Below are 13,831 nucleotides of genomic sequence, written 5' to 3' on the forward strand. Positions count from 1 at the left end.
TTTTTGTCAATAGCCCACTATTGACTGCATATCTCGGACTCCAATCTGCTTCAACATAGGGCTCAATCTGTCTCGGAATAAATTTAAAACAGCTTCTAATAATTTGAAAGGGGGCAATGATTTTATTTGCCCCCTTTCAATATCGGTTTGCGGATAAGGTTTATAACCCTGCGTCTTTTGTCAACTCTTGAAGATGGGTTATTGAAATATCTCCTAATAGACGTATAACAGTAAATTCTCCACAGTCGCCGTCATCGACCAGCATGATTAATTCTTTGATCTTTTTGTCTGTTTTGGGTTGCACGTAAAAAGCTACGGTCTCGCCGTCGTCTTTTACTTTCATCAGTTCTTCGTATGGAGCTTTTTGAAATACGATACTTTCTTTTCGCATTTGAGGAATCAGAGCTTCATTGTCCTCGCAAGTTAAGATTTGAATTCGGTCTAACTCGTTGATAACAGCTTTTAGATTTAATCCTTCTGCGTCGATTTGTCCTTCGGGCATCATATTCAGCAATGCCTTCGATATGTTGACGTATGTCACTCCTTTTTGATTAGCGAATTTTTCTATGAAGTTGTTTTCGGCAGTAGCTGAAAGAATACCGAATACAGCTAATAATAGAATATAAATTGTCCGTTTCATAATTATTTGTATTTTAGATGTTTATTGACTATTCGATTGGTCTCGATAATTTCTTTTTGGGCTTGTTGCCATTGGTTCGTCCCCTTATTTAATTTCTGGGAAACGAGAATTAAAGCTCGTTGAGCCTCGGCACAGGCATATATTTCTTGATTGCTGAGTCGTTTGGAAGATGGTTGCCGGTACACGTATAATCCGGTGGAAATCGCTAATATAATACCGGCAGCAATACCGCTTATCCATTTCCAATTTCGGGAAAAAAGAATCTGCCTCTTTTTATCGGGCAACCGATCTATGTATGACGATAATTTTTCTTCCAGATGATCGGGAATATGTACCGAACGATCGGGTATAAGAGATAAAATGATGCGCTTCTCTTGAATAAAATCCTCTGGAACTTCGTGGGTTGCGAGATAGTCTCTCAATCCTTGTTCTTCGGTATCCGATAGCTCTCCTTTGAAGAACATGTCTATTTGTTGTCGTAATTCTTGTTCATTCATAATCTTTGTATGAATAGTTCTTTAATCGTTTTTCTGGCCCGGGAGAGAAGTACCCGTATATTGGCGTTACTCAAACCGGTTTCGGTTTCTATCTCGTCAGTGCTTTTGTCTTCGAAATGCCTTAAAAGTAGAATTTTACGTTGTTGTTCGGGAAGTTTATTTATGATGTTCAACAGAACCTTCATGTCTTCTTTTATTTCATAGGCCGTATCGGGTTGTGGCGTAGGCTCTGTCTTTTGAACTAATACAGAATCGTTGTCCGTCTCGATTTGTGGCGCTCTTAGTGTGTCGAGGCATAAATGTTTTATCGTTGTGATGGCATAAGCCTCGTTGTTTTCTATGTTTTCAAGACTTTCCCGTTTCTCCCATAGTTTCAGATAGGTGTTTTGTACCATATCTTCTGCATCGTATTCATTTCCAAGATATCGAAAAGCAATGTAATACATTTTCTTATGACAGGGTAGAAATCTCGCTTTGAACTCTTGATGAGTCATATCTAGTTCGTTTTAGATTTTTCGAGCATGTCGGATTTTAAGTTCCCTTTGCAACGTACAACGTTAATTTCGTCTGAATACAGGGATATGACTACTATTTCTTTTATCTTCTTCGGAGTAGACTTGATAAGGATTTTTACAAATTCATCGTCTTCACTGGTAGTGAGAATCGTTTCATAGGGTTTAAAGTCTACTTCTTCAATTTCTTTTTTTAGGGCTAGATAGGTTGCGTTGTCTATATCGGCTTCTACTACTTCAATGGCCTTAACACCGTCAACTACGCCTTTTACCTGAGGATTTTTGAAATCTTCCGTATAGTATTCGGCATTTGGCAGCTCCTTCGTTTTTTTGAAAAGATTATCAATTTTGTTATTGGCGAATGAAATTTGCAGAGTCGACAATAGTACTATAATAAGAAGAAAAATTCTTGATTTCATAGTGATGTATTTATTGTTTATTATGCGTTGTCTTCTATGATATTCTGCATTTGATTAGGATCGATTTTCCCTTTGATTCGGATTAAACTGATTTCATTTTCTTCGAGGGAGATAATGACGATTTCCCGAATTTTTTCTTTTTCTATTTTCATCAGGATTCGGACAATCTCGTTTTCTTCGTTCGAGCTGGTTACTGTTTCATAGCCGTCGGAATCGCATTGTGTTATTATTTTCTCGAATCTCGTATAATCTTTGGACGAGATATTTTCAGCATCGATAATACTCATCGATTTTATTCCTTTCAGTTCTGACGAAAACGGTTTGAGTAATCCCAAAACGAATGAATTGAGGTTTACTTTCTCTGCATTGGGCATTCGGGAAGCCGTATTGAATAAGTTGTCGATACAATTGCTGGCGGAGATAGAAGAGAAACTGCAAAATGCTGCAAGCGCTAAAATCAAAATTTTTGTTTTCATATCTGTTGTTTTTTAGTTGTTACTTTAATTTAGACCGGTGCACCTTTTAGGGCCTTTCATATAGGAGACGGATAAATAATAAATATGTTACAAAGAAAAATAAAAAAAGCGAGGGAAAAATGATTTTCTTTTTTCACCTCGCTTTTTTAGTATTATAAAATTAGCCGTTTCAGACTTTGCGAATAATCTCCATTCCTTTGAGTATAGCTTGCTCATTCATGGGAATGAGATGATGATGTCGTTCGGGCAGCGACTTTTTCAGTCCTTTCAGTACATTTTCCATGCTTACCATTGGTCTTAGTTTTAGTAAGCCTCCCAATACGATCATGTTGAATGCTTTGGTATTGTTCATTTCTATGGCAGCTTCCATAGCGTTGATGCAATATACATTGATATCCGTTCTCGTAGGCGGGTGGTGTATTCCGTATCCGTCATAGATGAGTATACCGCCGGGCTTTACTTTGCCTTCGAATTTTTCAAGAGAAGGTTGGTTCAGAATAACAGCCACATCGAATGCATTCAATACCGGAGAACTTATACGTTCATCGCTGAGTATGACTGTTACGTTTGCCGTTCCTCCGCGTTGTTCCGGTCCGTATGAGGGCATCCACGTAACCTCTTTATCTTCCATCAGTCCAGAGTAGGCTAATATTTTCCCCATAGAGAGTACACCTTGTCCTCCGAATCCTGCTATGATAATTTCTTCTTTCATATCCGTAGTTTTTAATTATACGTTTTTGAGGTCTCCCATCGGGTATTTGGCAAACATGTTTTCCTCCATCCATTTGTTAGCCTTTGCCGGCGACATTTTCCAGCCCGAATTACAAGTCGATACGACTTCTACCAAAGATGTGCCTTTTCCGGCCATTGCGTTTTCGAAAGCCAACCGGATTGCTTTTTTCGCTTTGCGGATAGAGGCGGGAGTGTGTACACTTTGACGAGTCACGTAACAAGTTCCGTCCACCCGTTCTACCAATTCAGCAATTCGTAAAGGATAACCGTTCAGTGCGACATTCCGTCCGTAGGGACAGGTAGAGGTCACCATTCCTTCTAGTGTAGTAGGAGCCATTTGTCCGCCGGTCATTCCGTATATACCGTTGTTGATAAATATGATGGCTATATTCTCGCCGCGATTGCAGGCGTGAATGGTTTCGGCCGTTCCAATGGCGGCCAAGTCGCCGTCACCCTGATAGGTGAATACCATTTTCTTGGGGTTGAGCCGTTTTACGGCCGATGCGATGGCCGGCGCACGTCCGTGGGCAGCCTCGATCCAATCGATGTCGAGATAATTATAGGCAAAAACAGCACAGCCTACGGGAGCGATACCGATCGTTTCTTCTTCAATACCCATTTCGTCTATAACTTCGGCAATAAGTTTATGTACTACTCCGTGACTGCAACCCGGACAGTAGTGCATGGGATTATCGTTCATCAGCCGAGGTTTAGTGTAAACCAAGTTTTCGGGCTTTATAATTTCGTTGATATCCATGTGCATAAAAATTATGAACCAGATAAAGGTTCGGGTATTTACATTAGTTTTTCTTTGAGAGCGTTAAGAACTTCGTCGGGGGTAGGTACGATTCCGCCCAAGCGTCCGAAATGTTCTACTCGCACTTTTCCGTTGACAGCCAATCGAACGTCTTCTACCATTTGTCCGGCATTCAACTCGGCCGATAGGATTCCTTTCACATGATTTGCATGGCGAGCGATAGCTTCCGTCGGGAACGGCCATAGCGTGATGGGTCTCAACAATCCTATTTTGATACCTTCTTCTGCTGCCAGCTCGATTGTCTTTTGGCATATACGCGACATGGAGCCGAATGCGACAATCAGATAGTCGGCGTTTTCGCAATTGATTTCCTCGAAGCGGACTTCATTTTCACTGATACGTTTGTAGGTGGATTGGAAGCGAATGTTATTCTGCTCCATAATTGCCGGATCGAGTTCGAGAGAGGTGATGACATTTCTCTTCCGATTTTTGGTTTTTCCTAATGTCGCCCACGGATTTTGTTCCCTTATTTCTTCTTCTGTACGGCGTTTGCGGAAAGGCGGAAGTACCACTTTTTCCATCATTTGCCCGATAATTCCATCGGCTAGAATAATAGCCGGGTTGCGGTATTTGAAAGCGAGATCGAATCCCAATGCCACGAAGTCGGCCATCTCTTGAACCGAAGCGGGAGCTAATGCGATTAAATGATAATCGCCGTGACCGCCTCCCTTCACGGCTTGGAAATAATCGGCTTGACTTGGTTGTATGGTTCCGAGACCCGGACCTCCTCTCATCACATTGACGATTAAACAGGGTAGTTCTGCACCGGCCAAATAGGAAATTCCTTCCTGTTTCAAGCTGACACCGGGACTGGAAGACGATGTCATCACGGCTTTACCGCAACTAGCTCCACCATACACCATATTGATAGCTGCAACTTCGCTTTCGGCTTGTAGTACTACCATTCCGGTCGTTTCCCACGGTTTTTCTTCCATGAGTGTTTCCATGACTTCCGACTGGGGCGTAATAGGGTATCCGAAGTAACCGTCGGCTCCGTAGCGTATGGCGGCATGTGCTATGGCTTCGTTACCCTTCATTAGTTTTATATCTTCTTTCATAATTAACGGATTTAGAGATTAAACCGGTTATAATTTTACTTTATAAACAGTGATACACCCGTCGGGGCATACAAGACCACAACTTGCACACCCGATACAAGCGTCGGGATTCTGCATAAAAGCATAATGATAACCTTTGTCATTAACTTCGGTCGGCTGTAATGCCAAAACTTGGCACGGACACGCTACTACACATAGCTCACAACCTTTGCAACGCTCTTTGTTAACGACAACAGCACCTTTAATATTAGCCATATGATTTTGTTTTTAGTTCCACAAATATAAAAAATATATTTTTAAATTGATAGTAAAATAGGTAGTTTTTTTGTTAAACTACCTATCGGTGTAAATGATTGACTTTTAAATTAATAGTCTAATTAAAAAATATATCGAATATGGATAAAATGTAATATTTTTGTCTTATTATGTTTTATAACATAATTTATAATGGTGTATTACTTATAAATTGATAGTTATCCTATTTTGATACCCGAAAAACCCATAAAGGCCATAGCCAGTAATCCGGCGGCGATGAGTGCGATTGGTGTGCCTTGCATGGCTTTGGGAATATGGGATAAACTCATTTGTTCACGCATCCCGGCAAAGATTACCAAAGCCAATGTGAATCCGATTGCTGTCGATATGGCATAAACGGTAGCTTCGAGAAGCGATAGATTTTTTTGAATAACGATCAATGCGACACCCAATATCGTGCAGTTTGTAGTGATTAATGGCAGGAAAACGCCTAAGGCCTGATAGAGGGAAGGTGCTATTTTTTTGATGATAATTTCGAGTAGCTGGACCAATGCGGCAATAACCAGTATGAAAACAATGGTTTGCATATAGTCCAGTTTCATCGGCATCAATAAATAGGTTTGTAATAAATAGGTAACTATCGTCGCTATGGTCATGACGAAAGTTACCGCCGCACCCATACCCAGTGCCGAGTCGATACGTTTGGAGACCCCGAGAAAGGGGCAGATTCCCAAGAATTGGGATAGAACTATATTGTTTACAAATATGGCGGTAACGAATATAGAGATATAGGTGAGCATAATCAGCGGGTTTTAAGTGTATGGATAATAGCGATTAAAAAGCCTAATGCGATAAATGCACCGGGGGCGAGGATAAAGATGAGAGACCCATATTCTTCGGGATAAACCGAGATACCGAATACGTGTCCTGTTCCTAAAAATTCACGGATACAACCCAGTAAGGTAAGGGCAAATGTAAAACCGAGTCCAATACCGAGCCCGTCGAAAAAGGAGTCCACCGGATTGTGCTTGGCGGCAAAGGCCTCGGCTCGTCCCAATAAAATGCAATTAACGACAATCAAGGGTATAAAAAGTCCGAGTGTTTCATATAAATCGGGTAAATAGGCTTGCATACACAGTTGTAGAATGGTTACGAACGTGGCTATAATAACGATGAAAGCGGGTATTCGCACTTTATCGGGGATAAAGTTTTTGACCATCGAGATTGCGACGTTGGAGCAAATTAGCACAAACAGGGTAGAAAGTCCCATACCCAAACCTCCTATGGCCGAGGTGGTCGTTCCTAAGGTGGGGCACATGCCCAATAGAAGGACGAAAGTCGGATTTTCTTTTATAATTCCGTTTAAAAGTATTTTCGTTTTACTCATGATTGCCTCCTTTCATAGATTCGGCATAAGCCGTATAGGCGGTTTGTATGGCCGCCAAAAAAGCTCTCGATGTAATTGTCGCGGCTGTGATGGCATCTATGTCGCCTGAATCTTGTTTAACTTGTAATTTGTTGCGAACCGGCGATTTCCCGATGATATTCTGATTATTTTTCTCGGTTCTGAACCATTCGTCCATTTTTGCGCCCAATCCGGGCGTTTCCTGATGTTTCAGGACTCGATAGTCCCGAATCGTTCCATCGGCTTCGAAACCCACGATAATACGTATTTCGCCACCGTACCCTGTGGAGTTGCTGCATTCGACAGCGGCTCCGACGAGAATACCCTCTTTTTTTGCTGGATAGACGATCGCCGTAGTCTCACCGTATTCATTACGGACAGTGTAGGAGCATTGTTCGTCTATTGGGGAGTTGTCGTATTTCGGAATGACTTGTTGGATTGCTTTTTCTCTTCCTGCCTTAGTCGCACGTGCTATGGGTTCTTGGGTAAGTCGATGGGTATATCCCAATAGTCCGCCGGCCACGGCGGTTATCAAGGTCAGAGACCAAAGCATGTTCCAAAATGTAGAATCTTTTTTCTTCATGATCGATGGTTGCCGAAACGTTTGGGTTTGATATAATTATTGATAAGCGGTGTAAAAGCATTCATGATAAGGATTGCGAAAGAAACTCCTTCGGGGTAACCTCCCCATTGGCGTATAACGACGGTCAAGATACCTATACCGATTCCGTAGATAATCATTCCTTTGGAGGTCATGGGCGAGGTCACGTAGTCGGTCGCCATATATATAGCCCCTAACAAAAGTCCGCCGGACAATAGCTGAATGAGGGCAAAGTCGAATGCATATTGCCACATGGGTATATTTTGCATATTGCCTGTTTCTTGCCCGCATGCCAAGACGAAACTGAATAAGAAGACTGTCAAGAGGATAGAGACGGGTATATGCCAACTGATGATTTTCCGGTAAAGCAGATAGGCAAAACCGATTAGTAGGGCGATAGCGCCTACTTCACCTAAACTACCTCCTTGATTTCCAATCCATAGATTAGCGATATCTATTTGTTCGATCCACTGGCTTCCCTCTTCTTTTAATTTAGAAAGTAGTGTTGCTCCGGTCTCGGTATCGGTATAGTTCCACCGTGATACGATTGGCCGAGGCCATTGGGTCATCTGGGTAGGGAAGGATATGAGAAGAAATACCCGTCCCGCCAAAGCCGGATTGAAAAGATTGTTCCCTAAGCCTCCGAAAGACATTTTGGCAATCCCTATCGCAACGATAGAACCGATGACAACGATCCATATCGGCAGATTGGAGGGCAGGTTGAAGGCCAGCAGCAATCCGGTGAGTATGGCCGAACCGTTACCGATAGAAGGCTTTTCTTTCAGTAAATATTTCTGGATTAGATATTCGACAATGACGCAAGAGAGTATAGACGAGAGAGTAACGATTAAAGCCCCGATTCCGAAAAAATAAAGGGAAACGGCGAATGCAGGCAGCAATGCGATGATGACATTGTACATGCATTTCGAGACGGTTAAATTATCGTGTATGTGAGGGGCTGGCGATACGGTTAATTCCATTGCGAGATAAATTAAGATTGTTTTCTGGATCGTATGATTTGGTTTACTGCATTTTTCCCTATTCGTATATAATCGAGTATAGGACGGTTTGACGGACAACTATAAGCACAACAGCCACATTCCAGACATGCGGTGATGAGTTCTTTTTCCGCTCTCTCGAACAAATGATTTTCTGACAATTTGGCCAAGAGATAAGGTTCGAGTCCCATAGGACATGCAGAAACGCATTTGCCGCATCTGATACAGGAAGAGGTTTCGCTCCGGTGCGCATGGGCTTCGTTTAATATCAAGATACCCGAACAGCCTTTGGGAATAGGGGCATCTAGATTGGAAACCGCTTTTCCCATCATGGGGCCTCCGAGAATGACCTTTGCGCTGTCGGAGGGAAGACCGCCGGCAATCTCTATCAGCTCACGGATAGGCATACCCAATCTTATCCGGTAATTCCCCGGTTGTTTAACACCGTCTCCTGTAACGGTGACGATACGCTCTACGAGCGGTTTATTTTTCTGAACGGCTTCATACACGGCAAAAGCGGTTCCGACATTTTGGACGATAGCTCCGGTCGAAACCGGTAATGCCCCATTTGCTACTTGCTTATGAAGAATGGCATCGATGAGCTGCTTTTCACCGCCTTGCGGGTATCGGGTACGGAGGGGCACTATTTCTATGCCCGGATATTTTTCGGCATGCTTTTTTAGTAGGGCAATAGCGTCTCTTTTGTTATTTTCTACTCCTATATAAGCCTGTTTTACATGGATAGCTTTCATTAGAATGTGACAGCCTATTATAATTTGTTCGGGCGATTCGAGCATGAGAGCATGGTCGTCCGTCAGGTAGGGTTCGCATTCCGTCGCATTGACGATGAGGACCGTAGGCTTGAATTCTTTGGGAGGTGTCAGTTTTACATGGGTGGGAAAAGTCGCACCGCCTAAACCGACAATACCGTTTTGTGCTATTTTTTGTATAATTTCATTTGAAGATAAAGTAATCTCTTTTTCCAAAGAGGGAGTCCGGTCTATATATTCCTCCCAATCATCTCCTTCCGTATCGATGATAATTGCCTGAGAATATATTCCGAATGCGTTAGCTATTTTGTCTATTTTCGAGACGGTTCCCGATACCGGGGAGTGTATGTTGGACGATAAGAATCCGTTGGCCTCGGCGATGAGAGTCCCCACTTTTACGGTATCGCCTTTCTTGACAATGCAATTGGCCGGCGCTCCGATGTGCTGGTTGAGCATCAGAGAGACTTGCCGGGGAACCGGAATGGCGGTTACTGGGCATTGCGATGTCAGTTTATTCTCTTTGGGGTGTATGCCTCCTATGCGGAATGTTTTTAACATATTGCAGTTTCCTTTCTGGGGGTTGATGTTTCCCTGATATTGTTTCTTATTTCGGCATGTATCGCATGGGTAGGGCATCCGTCGACACACGCTTGGCATGATAGACAGAGGTTATCGTCGATATACGCTAAATTGTCTGATAGAGAAATAGCTTTTTCGGGGCAGGTCTTGACACATTTCCCACAACCTATGCAGGCGACGGAACAAACTTTGCGGGCGATGATGCCTTTGTCTTTGTTATTGCAAGCCACATATATCATGGATTCTTGTTTCTTCCGTAGCTCGATTAAATGTCTGGGGCAGGCTTTTACACAAGAACCACAGGCAACGCAAATGTTGGAATCGATACGGGGAAGTCGGGTGACGGGATCCATCGTGATACCTCCGAATTCGCAAGCTGCCGCACAATCTCCTTCGCCAAGACACCCATAATTACAATTACTCTCGCCGGTATAAAGCGAGGAAACGACCGCGCAGCTGTGTGCGCCTTCGTAATGGCTGGTTTGCGGGCGGTTCTCGCAAGAGCCATTGCAACGGATAACGGCGATACGAGGAGCTTTTTCCACAGCATTCAGGCCAAGAATGGGAGCAATCTTTTGCATAACCTCATTACCCCCGACGGGACATAACAGACTGTCTAACGATGTGGCCTTCGTGCATTGTTCGGCGAAATTCCGACATCCGGCATATCCGCAACCGCCGCAATTCGCTCCCGGAAGAATAGATTCTATTTCGTCGATTCGAGAATCTTCTTCTACATGGAATTTACGGGAAATGATGTAAAGTAATGTTGCGCTGATGAGTCCGATAATACTTAGTATGATGATTGCCGTTACCATAAGTTATGAGACATGTATTGGTTTCAAGAAAAATCTAAATCGTTTTTTCAGTCGATCGCGATAGAAATATAGTATCGTGTAATATATCGCTAATACAACAAGGGCACATAACCCCGAATATAGTTCGTTTATTCCTATTCGTTCATTGATGACGAGCGACAGCATAATGAGAATTACCGGGAGGGCTGCCGTAAACCATATAGCTCTGTATCCTGCCGAGGTAGAAAGAGCTACCGAAACTTTATCTCCTATCTGTATGGGAAAATCGCATTTTTCAACCTCGATGATTTTTTCTTTTTGGTCGGTTGTCGTGCACAATGAAGCCGCATGACAACCTGCGCAAGCCGAGTGTTGTATGATGCGCACGAATATATGCGATTTGGAAATACCTGTTATAATACCTTCGTGCTCTATATCAGGTCGTTTCATACGAGAAAAACTTTTTTAATCCTTTGTTTATTTTTATCTGTCAGAAATAAGAATTGTACAATTTTTTATATTTGTCTTCTTTTTGAATTTCAGAAATCCATTTGTTCAAGCTGTCGAGTAATATCGAGTCGTCTTTTCTGAGGGCCCATGATTGGAACTGAGTAAAACTTATATCGGTATTACAGTCTATTTGGGGATAATCTTTGCTCATTTGCTGGGCTATTGCTTTGTCGCATACGGCTAAGTCGATTTCCCCAGTAGCGACCATCATGATGAGCTGTTCGGCCCCGTATGTCTTTTCTTCTTGTATATATATGGTATCGCCTATTTCACGAGACAAGTTGTGAATGCGTAATCTTGTAGGAGCATCACTAACGATGTATAGAGTTTTTCCGGCCAAATCTAGTTGGTTTCTTATCAGTTTTTTTTGCGCTTTTGGATCTTTTCTTTGAACCAATACTTGTTTGTTCAGTTGAATGGGTATGGTAAAAGCCAATTCTTCCTTGATTTCGGACGTTACGGGCAATTGACGGGCAATGATGTCGTACTGGCCTTTTTTCAATCCATCGATACTTTTGCTTAGGTTAACTTCTGGGGTTATCTCAATGGAAAGCCCGCTTCGATTACCTACCATACGGGCCAATTCGTAGTCGAATCCCGATAGGCTGTCGCCTTGTAAATAGTAAGACAATGGGGTATAATCCGTAACGATCCTCAAAACACCATCGGCTTTGATTTCCTCGAAAGTTCTCGGTCGGTAAGTGTTTCGGGGACGCAACCATATCATTGTTCCGACAACTATTATCAATAGCGCGGCATATATAAATATGTGTCGTTTGAGCTTCATATCGTTAATTGGAAAAATCTATGGATAACCCCATTTGAAACATACTTGGATTTAACGGATAATGTGGTAATGAGAAGTAGTTATTTCCCCCGAATATCCCTTGATTCACGTGCGACATCATGACAAAGAAACGAGTTTGTTTCAATTTCATATTTATATATGCGTTCATGAAAGGATAATTTCCCACTTCGATTTCATCTTGGGTATGAAAAGTTAAGGTCGCCGGTTGGAAAGCCTCGCTTTTATATTTTGTATAGTAACGGCAATCTACACCTAATTGAACATGCAATACTTTGGCGATTCTGAATAAAAGGTACATATTGCTATATACGCTCAATTCGGGTAAGGGGATTATCGATGGTTTGCTCGATTTTTGGTAAACTATTTCGTTTTCCCAATTAAAAACTCCAAATTTAAAATCCTGATTGAGTTTTGCGTGGAATACTTGTATCATGGAGCTCTCTTGCCGGGGCAAGCTATTATTGTCGAAATAGATATAATTTTGTATATTTTCGACACCGACGTTCAATTTGGTTCTCCACCGTTTTATGTTGAATTCACCTCCGACTCTCATTCGACGTGTTTTCCCGAAATCATTGTCCCAAATGAAGTGATTGGAAGTGTATTTCTTATAGAAATAAGAAGGTTCGGTGTTTTTGAAAAATCCATAAGCCCTTAGTTGAACGGTGTCGTTCCAAAGCCTGAATCGGCTGCGAATATCGGCAGTGACGTCGATATCACCTATGATTGCTCCGGCAAGTCCGAATTTTCCGTTTACATGATAAGTCAGTAATTCTCCCTTTTGTTTTGAAATTTCTCCACCGACCCATAGAAGACTTTCTCCGTGGCTGCGAGGATTGGATATATCGGGACGTGGAGTCAATCCCTCTATTGTAGTTCCAGCCGAAAGGGTGTCCTGAGGCAGGGAAAAATGGCGATATTCGTAAGTGGCGTAAGCCGCCAATCCCATCTTTGCATACTTATTGAATCCTTCGAGTAATGATATTCCGAAAGTATTTCGTATAGACTGGTATCGGGTTTCTTCATTCGTCCCTCCAAGACCTAAATAGGTGTTCGCGAAGTAGGTAGTGTCTTCGGTTGCCGATTGATTGACAAACCTATGCTTATTTTCGTTATACTCGATGGTGTGTATAATGCTGGTGACGGGAATGAATGTACGTATCACGGTTGTGTCTTGCTCTTCTTCTTGATAGAACCCGAATTTATATCGTTGGGTGGCATAGTATTCTTTACCGCGAATACGGTTGTACGCATCCGTCAGATTGGTTGGAATCGTTTGGGTGTTTACGCTCGATTGTCCTCCTTGTACCTCTTCGGGACGAAGTATGTATGTATCGTCCGAGATACCTCCGTTTTCTTGGTTTACGAAATTATATGTATTAAGAAAAAATTGAATATCGTATCGGTCTCCCAAATAGCTTCCGAAGATACTGTATGCAAGGTCTTTCGTCGCTTGATGCTGGTAGTGGCCTCTCGATAGGATATAATTGATGCTACCTCCGAATTCCAGTTTCTGATTAAAATTTCCAGAGAAAACAGCTTTTAAATCATCTTGGGCAGTTTGTTTCGAGCCTCCTGTCAGATAAGATAGTTGGGTATAAGGTATGTGTGAATTATAGAATTTCCATGAAGAGGCTGTTTGTATCCAATGGCCGAATGGATCTTTAAATATAAATTCAGAGGGTAAAGGCCTGTCGAAAAATATTTTGGAAAAAGCAGCAGCGCCGAGATTCCCGGTCGTCCCATAAGCCGTTGAATAGCTGGAAGGAATATCCGTGCTGTAAAAATTGTGCATGAGAGTATCCATAGGAACATCATATCTCGACCCTAACGGCTGGGTAATACTCCATGCATAAGGAGCAGGAATATCCTGTTTTTTCTTAGCCTCTGAAAAAAGTGAACAGAAAAGTACGGATAATATGATAATACAGGCCTTTCTCATCGGTTTGCAAAGATA

At 42.3% G+C, this 13,831-nt stretch carries 18 protein-coding genes; all 18 read right to left on the bottom strand.

What is annotated here, in order from left to right; genetic code table 11:
* Positions 1-160: 160 nt before the first annotated feature.
* Positions 161-640: a DUF4252 domain-containing protein gene (locus tag HMPREF9448_RS07255; protein ID WP_008861942.1), complete on the bottom strand. Its 480-nt coding sequence runs from the start codon at positions 638-640 to the stop codon at positions 161-163.
* A gap of 2 nt (positions 641-642) precedes the next feature.
* Positions 643-1,137 carry an anti-sigma factor family protein gene (locus HMPREF9448_RS07260; RefSeq protein ID WP_008861943.1) on the bottom strand — a complete coding sequence of 165 codons (495 nt, stop codon included), beginning with the start codon at positions 1,135-1,137 and terminating at the stop codon, positions 643-645.
* A complete protein-coding gene (locus HMPREF9448_RS07265) occupies positions 1,134-1,631 on the bottom strand; it encodes an RNA polymerase sigma factor (RefSeq protein WP_008861944.1) in 498 nt (165 codons plus the stop codon). The genes HMPREF9448_RS07260 and HMPREF9448_RS07265 overlap by 4 nt, the downstream gene beginning before the upstream one ends.
* A 2-nt stretch (positions 1,632-1,633) precedes the next feature.
* On the bottom strand, positions 1,634-2,068 hold the full coding sequence (locus HMPREF9448_RS07270; protein WP_008861945.1) for a DUF4252 domain-containing protein: 435 nt from the start codon (positions 2,066-2,068) through the stop codon (positions 1,634-1,636).
* A gap of 20 nt (positions 2,069-2,088) precedes the next feature.
* Positions 2,089-2,544 carry a DUF4252 domain-containing protein gene (locus tag HMPREF9448_RS07275; RefSeq protein WP_008861946.1) on the bottom strand — a complete coding sequence of 152 codons (456 nt, stop codon included), beginning with the start codon at positions 2,542-2,544 and terminating at the stop codon, positions 2,089-2,091.
* Positions 2,545-2,713: 169 nt separating this feature from the next.
* Positions 2,714-3,256 (bottom strand): 2-oxoacid:acceptor oxidoreductase family protein, encoded by a 543-nt coding sequence (locus HMPREF9448_RS07280; RefSeq protein WP_008861947.1) that lies wholly within the window; start codon positions 3,254-3,256, stop codon positions 2,714-2,716.
* Positions 3,257-3,271: 15 nt separating this feature from the next.
* A complete protein-coding gene (locus tag HMPREF9448_RS07285) occupies positions 3,272-4,033 on the bottom strand; it encodes a thiamine pyrophosphate-dependent enzyme (protein ID WP_008861948.1) in 762 nt (253 codons plus the stop codon).
* A 38-nt stretch (positions 4,034-4,071) separates the two neighbouring features.
* Positions 4,072-5,151 (bottom strand): 3-methyl-2-oxobutanoate dehydrogenase subunit VorB, encoded by a 1,080-nt coding sequence (locus HMPREF9448_RS07290; RefSeq protein ID WP_008861949.1) that lies wholly within the window; start codon positions 5,149-5,151, stop codon positions 4,072-4,074.
* A gap of 27 nt (positions 5,152-5,178) precedes the next feature.
* Entirely contained in the window at positions 5,179-5,406 is a 228-nt protein-coding gene (locus HMPREF9448_RS07295) for a 4Fe-4S binding protein (protein WP_008861950.1), read from the bottom strand.
* Between the two features lie 218 nt (positions 5,407-5,624).
* Positions 5,625-6,206: an electron transport complex subunit RsxA gene (gene rsxA, locus HMPREF9448_RS07300; RefSeq protein WP_008861951.1), complete on the bottom strand. Its 582-nt coding sequence runs from the start codon at positions 6,204-6,206 to the stop codon at positions 5,625-5,627.
* Positions 6,207-6,208: 2 nt separating this feature from the next.
* Complete coding sequence (locus HMPREF9448_RS07305) at positions 6,209-6,793, bottom strand: RnfABCDGE type electron transport complex subunit E (RefSeq protein WP_008861952.1); 585 nt, start codon at positions 6,791-6,793, stop codon at positions 6,209-6,211.
* A complete protein-coding gene (locus HMPREF9448_RS07310; RefSeq protein ID WP_008861953.1) occupies positions 6,786-7,394 on the bottom strand; it encodes an RnfABCDGE type electron transport complex subunit G in 609 nt (202 codons plus the stop codon). Before HMPREF9448_RS07310 ends, HMPREF9448_RS07305 begins: the two co-directional genes overlap by 8 nt.
* Positions 7,391-8,392 carry an RnfABCDGE type electron transport complex subunit D gene (locus HMPREF9448_RS07315; RefSeq protein WP_008861954.1) on the bottom strand — a complete coding sequence of 334 codons (1,002 nt, stop codon included), beginning with the start codon at positions 8,390-8,392 and terminating at the stop codon, positions 7,391-7,393. Before HMPREF9448_RS07315 ends, HMPREF9448_RS07310 begins: the two co-directional genes overlap by 4 nt.
* 11 nt (positions 8,393-8,403) lie before the next feature.
* Complete coding sequence (gene rsxC / locus HMPREF9448_RS07320; protein ID WP_008861955.1) at positions 8,404-9,738, bottom strand: electron transport complex subunit RsxC; 1,335 nt, start codon at positions 9,736-9,738, stop codon at positions 8,404-8,406.
* Positions 9,732-10,577 carry an RnfABCDGE type electron transport complex subunit B gene (locus HMPREF9448_RS07325; protein ID WP_008861956.1) on the bottom strand — a complete coding sequence of 282 codons (846 nt, stop codon included), beginning with the start codon at positions 10,575-10,577 and terminating at the stop codon, positions 9,732-9,734. The genes rsxC and HMPREF9448_RS07325 overlap by 7 nt, the downstream gene beginning before the upstream one ends.
* A 3-nt stretch (positions 10,578-10,580) precedes the next feature.
* Entirely contained in the window at positions 10,581-11,006 is a 426-nt protein-coding gene (locus HMPREF9448_RS07330; protein WP_008861957.1) for a SoxR reducing system RseC family protein, read from the bottom strand.
* Between the two features lie 40 nt (positions 11,007-11,046).
* Positions 11,047-11,853, bottom strand: coding sequence for a transporter substrate-binding domain-containing protein (locus tag HMPREF9448_RS07335; RefSeq protein ID WP_008861958.1), 807 nt, complete (start codon positions 11,851-11,853; stop codon positions 11,047-11,049).
* Between the two features lie 4 nt (positions 11,854-11,857).
* Complete coding sequence (locus tag HMPREF9448_RS07340; protein WP_008861959.1) at positions 11,858-13,816, bottom strand: putative porin; 1,959 nt, start codon at positions 13,814-13,816, stop codon at positions 11,858-11,860.
* Positions 13,817-13,831: the final 15 nt, after the last annotated feature.

It is taken from the genome of Barnesiella intestinihominis YIT 11860 (assembly GCF_000296465.1).
In the GTDB taxonomy this organism is placed as follows: domain Bacteria; phylum Bacteroidota; class Bacteroidia; order Bacteroidales; family Barnesiellaceae; genus Barnesiella; species Barnesiella intestinihominis.

Excerpts from the sequence above, each read along its gene's own strand:
- HMPREF9448_RS07330 (WP_008861957.1), bottom strand. The coding sequence starts at position 11,006 with ATGAAACGACCTGATATAGAGCACGAAGGTATTATAACAGGTATTTCC.
- rsxA (WP_008861951.1), bottom strand. The coding sequence starts at position 6,206 with ATGCTCACCTATATCTCTATATTCGTTACCGCCATATTTGTAAACAAT.
- HMPREF9448_RS07270 (WP_008861945.1), bottom strand. The coding sequence starts at position 2,068 with ATGAAATCAAGAATTTTTCTTCTTATTATAGTACTATTGTCGACTCTG.
- HMPREF9448_RS07260 (WP_008861943.1), bottom strand. The coding sequence starts at position 1,137 with ATGAATGAACAAGAATTACGACAACAAATAGACATGTTCTTCAAAGGA.
- HMPREF9448_RS07305 (WP_008861952.1), bottom strand. The coding sequence starts at position 6,793 with ATGAGTAAAACGAAAATACTTTTAAACGGAATTATAAAAGAAAATCCG.
- HMPREF9448_RS07275 (WP_008861946.1), bottom strand. The coding sequence starts at position 2,544 with ATGAAAACAAAAATTTTGATTTTAGCGCTTGCAGCATTTTGCAGTTTC.
- HMPREF9448_RS07285 (WP_008861948.1), bottom strand. The coding sequence starts at position 4,033 with ATGGATATCAACGAAATTATAAAGCCCGAAAACTTGGTTTACACTAAA.
- HMPREF9448_RS07310 (WP_008861953.1), bottom strand. The coding sequence starts at position 7,394 with ATGAAGAAAAAAGATTCTACATTTTGGAACATGCTTTGGTCTCTGACC.
- HMPREF9448_RS07290 (WP_008861949.1), bottom strand. The coding sequence starts at position 5,151 with ATGAAAGAAGATATAAAACTAATGAAGGGTAACGAAGCCATAGCACAT.
- HMPREF9448_RS07340 (WP_008861959.1), bottom strand. The coding sequence starts at position 13,816 with ATGAGAAAGGCCTGTATTATCATATTATCCGTACTTTTCTGTTCACTT.
- rsxC (WP_008861955.1), bottom strand. The coding sequence starts at position 9,738 with ATGTTAAAAACATTCCGCATAGGAGGCATACACCCCAAAGAGAATAAA.
- HMPREF9448_RS07335 (WP_008861958.1), bottom strand. The coding sequence starts at position 11,853 with ATGAAGCTCAAACGACACATATTTATATATGCCGCGCTATTGATAATA.
- HMPREF9448_RS07265 (WP_008861944.1), bottom strand. The coding sequence starts at position 1,631 with ATGACTCATCAAGAGTTCAAAGCGAGATTTCTACCCTGTCATAAGAAA.
- HMPREF9448_RS07325 (WP_008861956.1), bottom strand. The coding sequence starts at position 10,577 with ATGGTAACGGCAATCATCATACTAAGTATTATCGGACTCATCAGCGCA.
- HMPREF9448_RS07315 (WP_008861954.1), bottom strand. The coding sequence starts at position 8,392 with ATGGAATTAACCGTATCGCCAGCCCCTCACATACACGATAATTTAACC.
- HMPREF9448_RS07255 (WP_008861942.1), bottom strand. The coding sequence starts at position 640 with ATGAAACGGACAATTTATATTCTATTATTAGCTGTATTCGGTATTCTT.
- HMPREF9448_RS07280 (WP_008861947.1), bottom strand. The coding sequence starts at position 3,256 with ATGAAAGAAGAAATTATCATAGCAGGATTCGGAGGACAAGGTGTACTC.
- HMPREF9448_RS07295 (WP_008861950.1), bottom strand. The coding sequence starts at position 5,406 with ATGGCTAATATTAAAGGTGCTGTTGTCGTTAACAAAGAGCGTTGCAAA.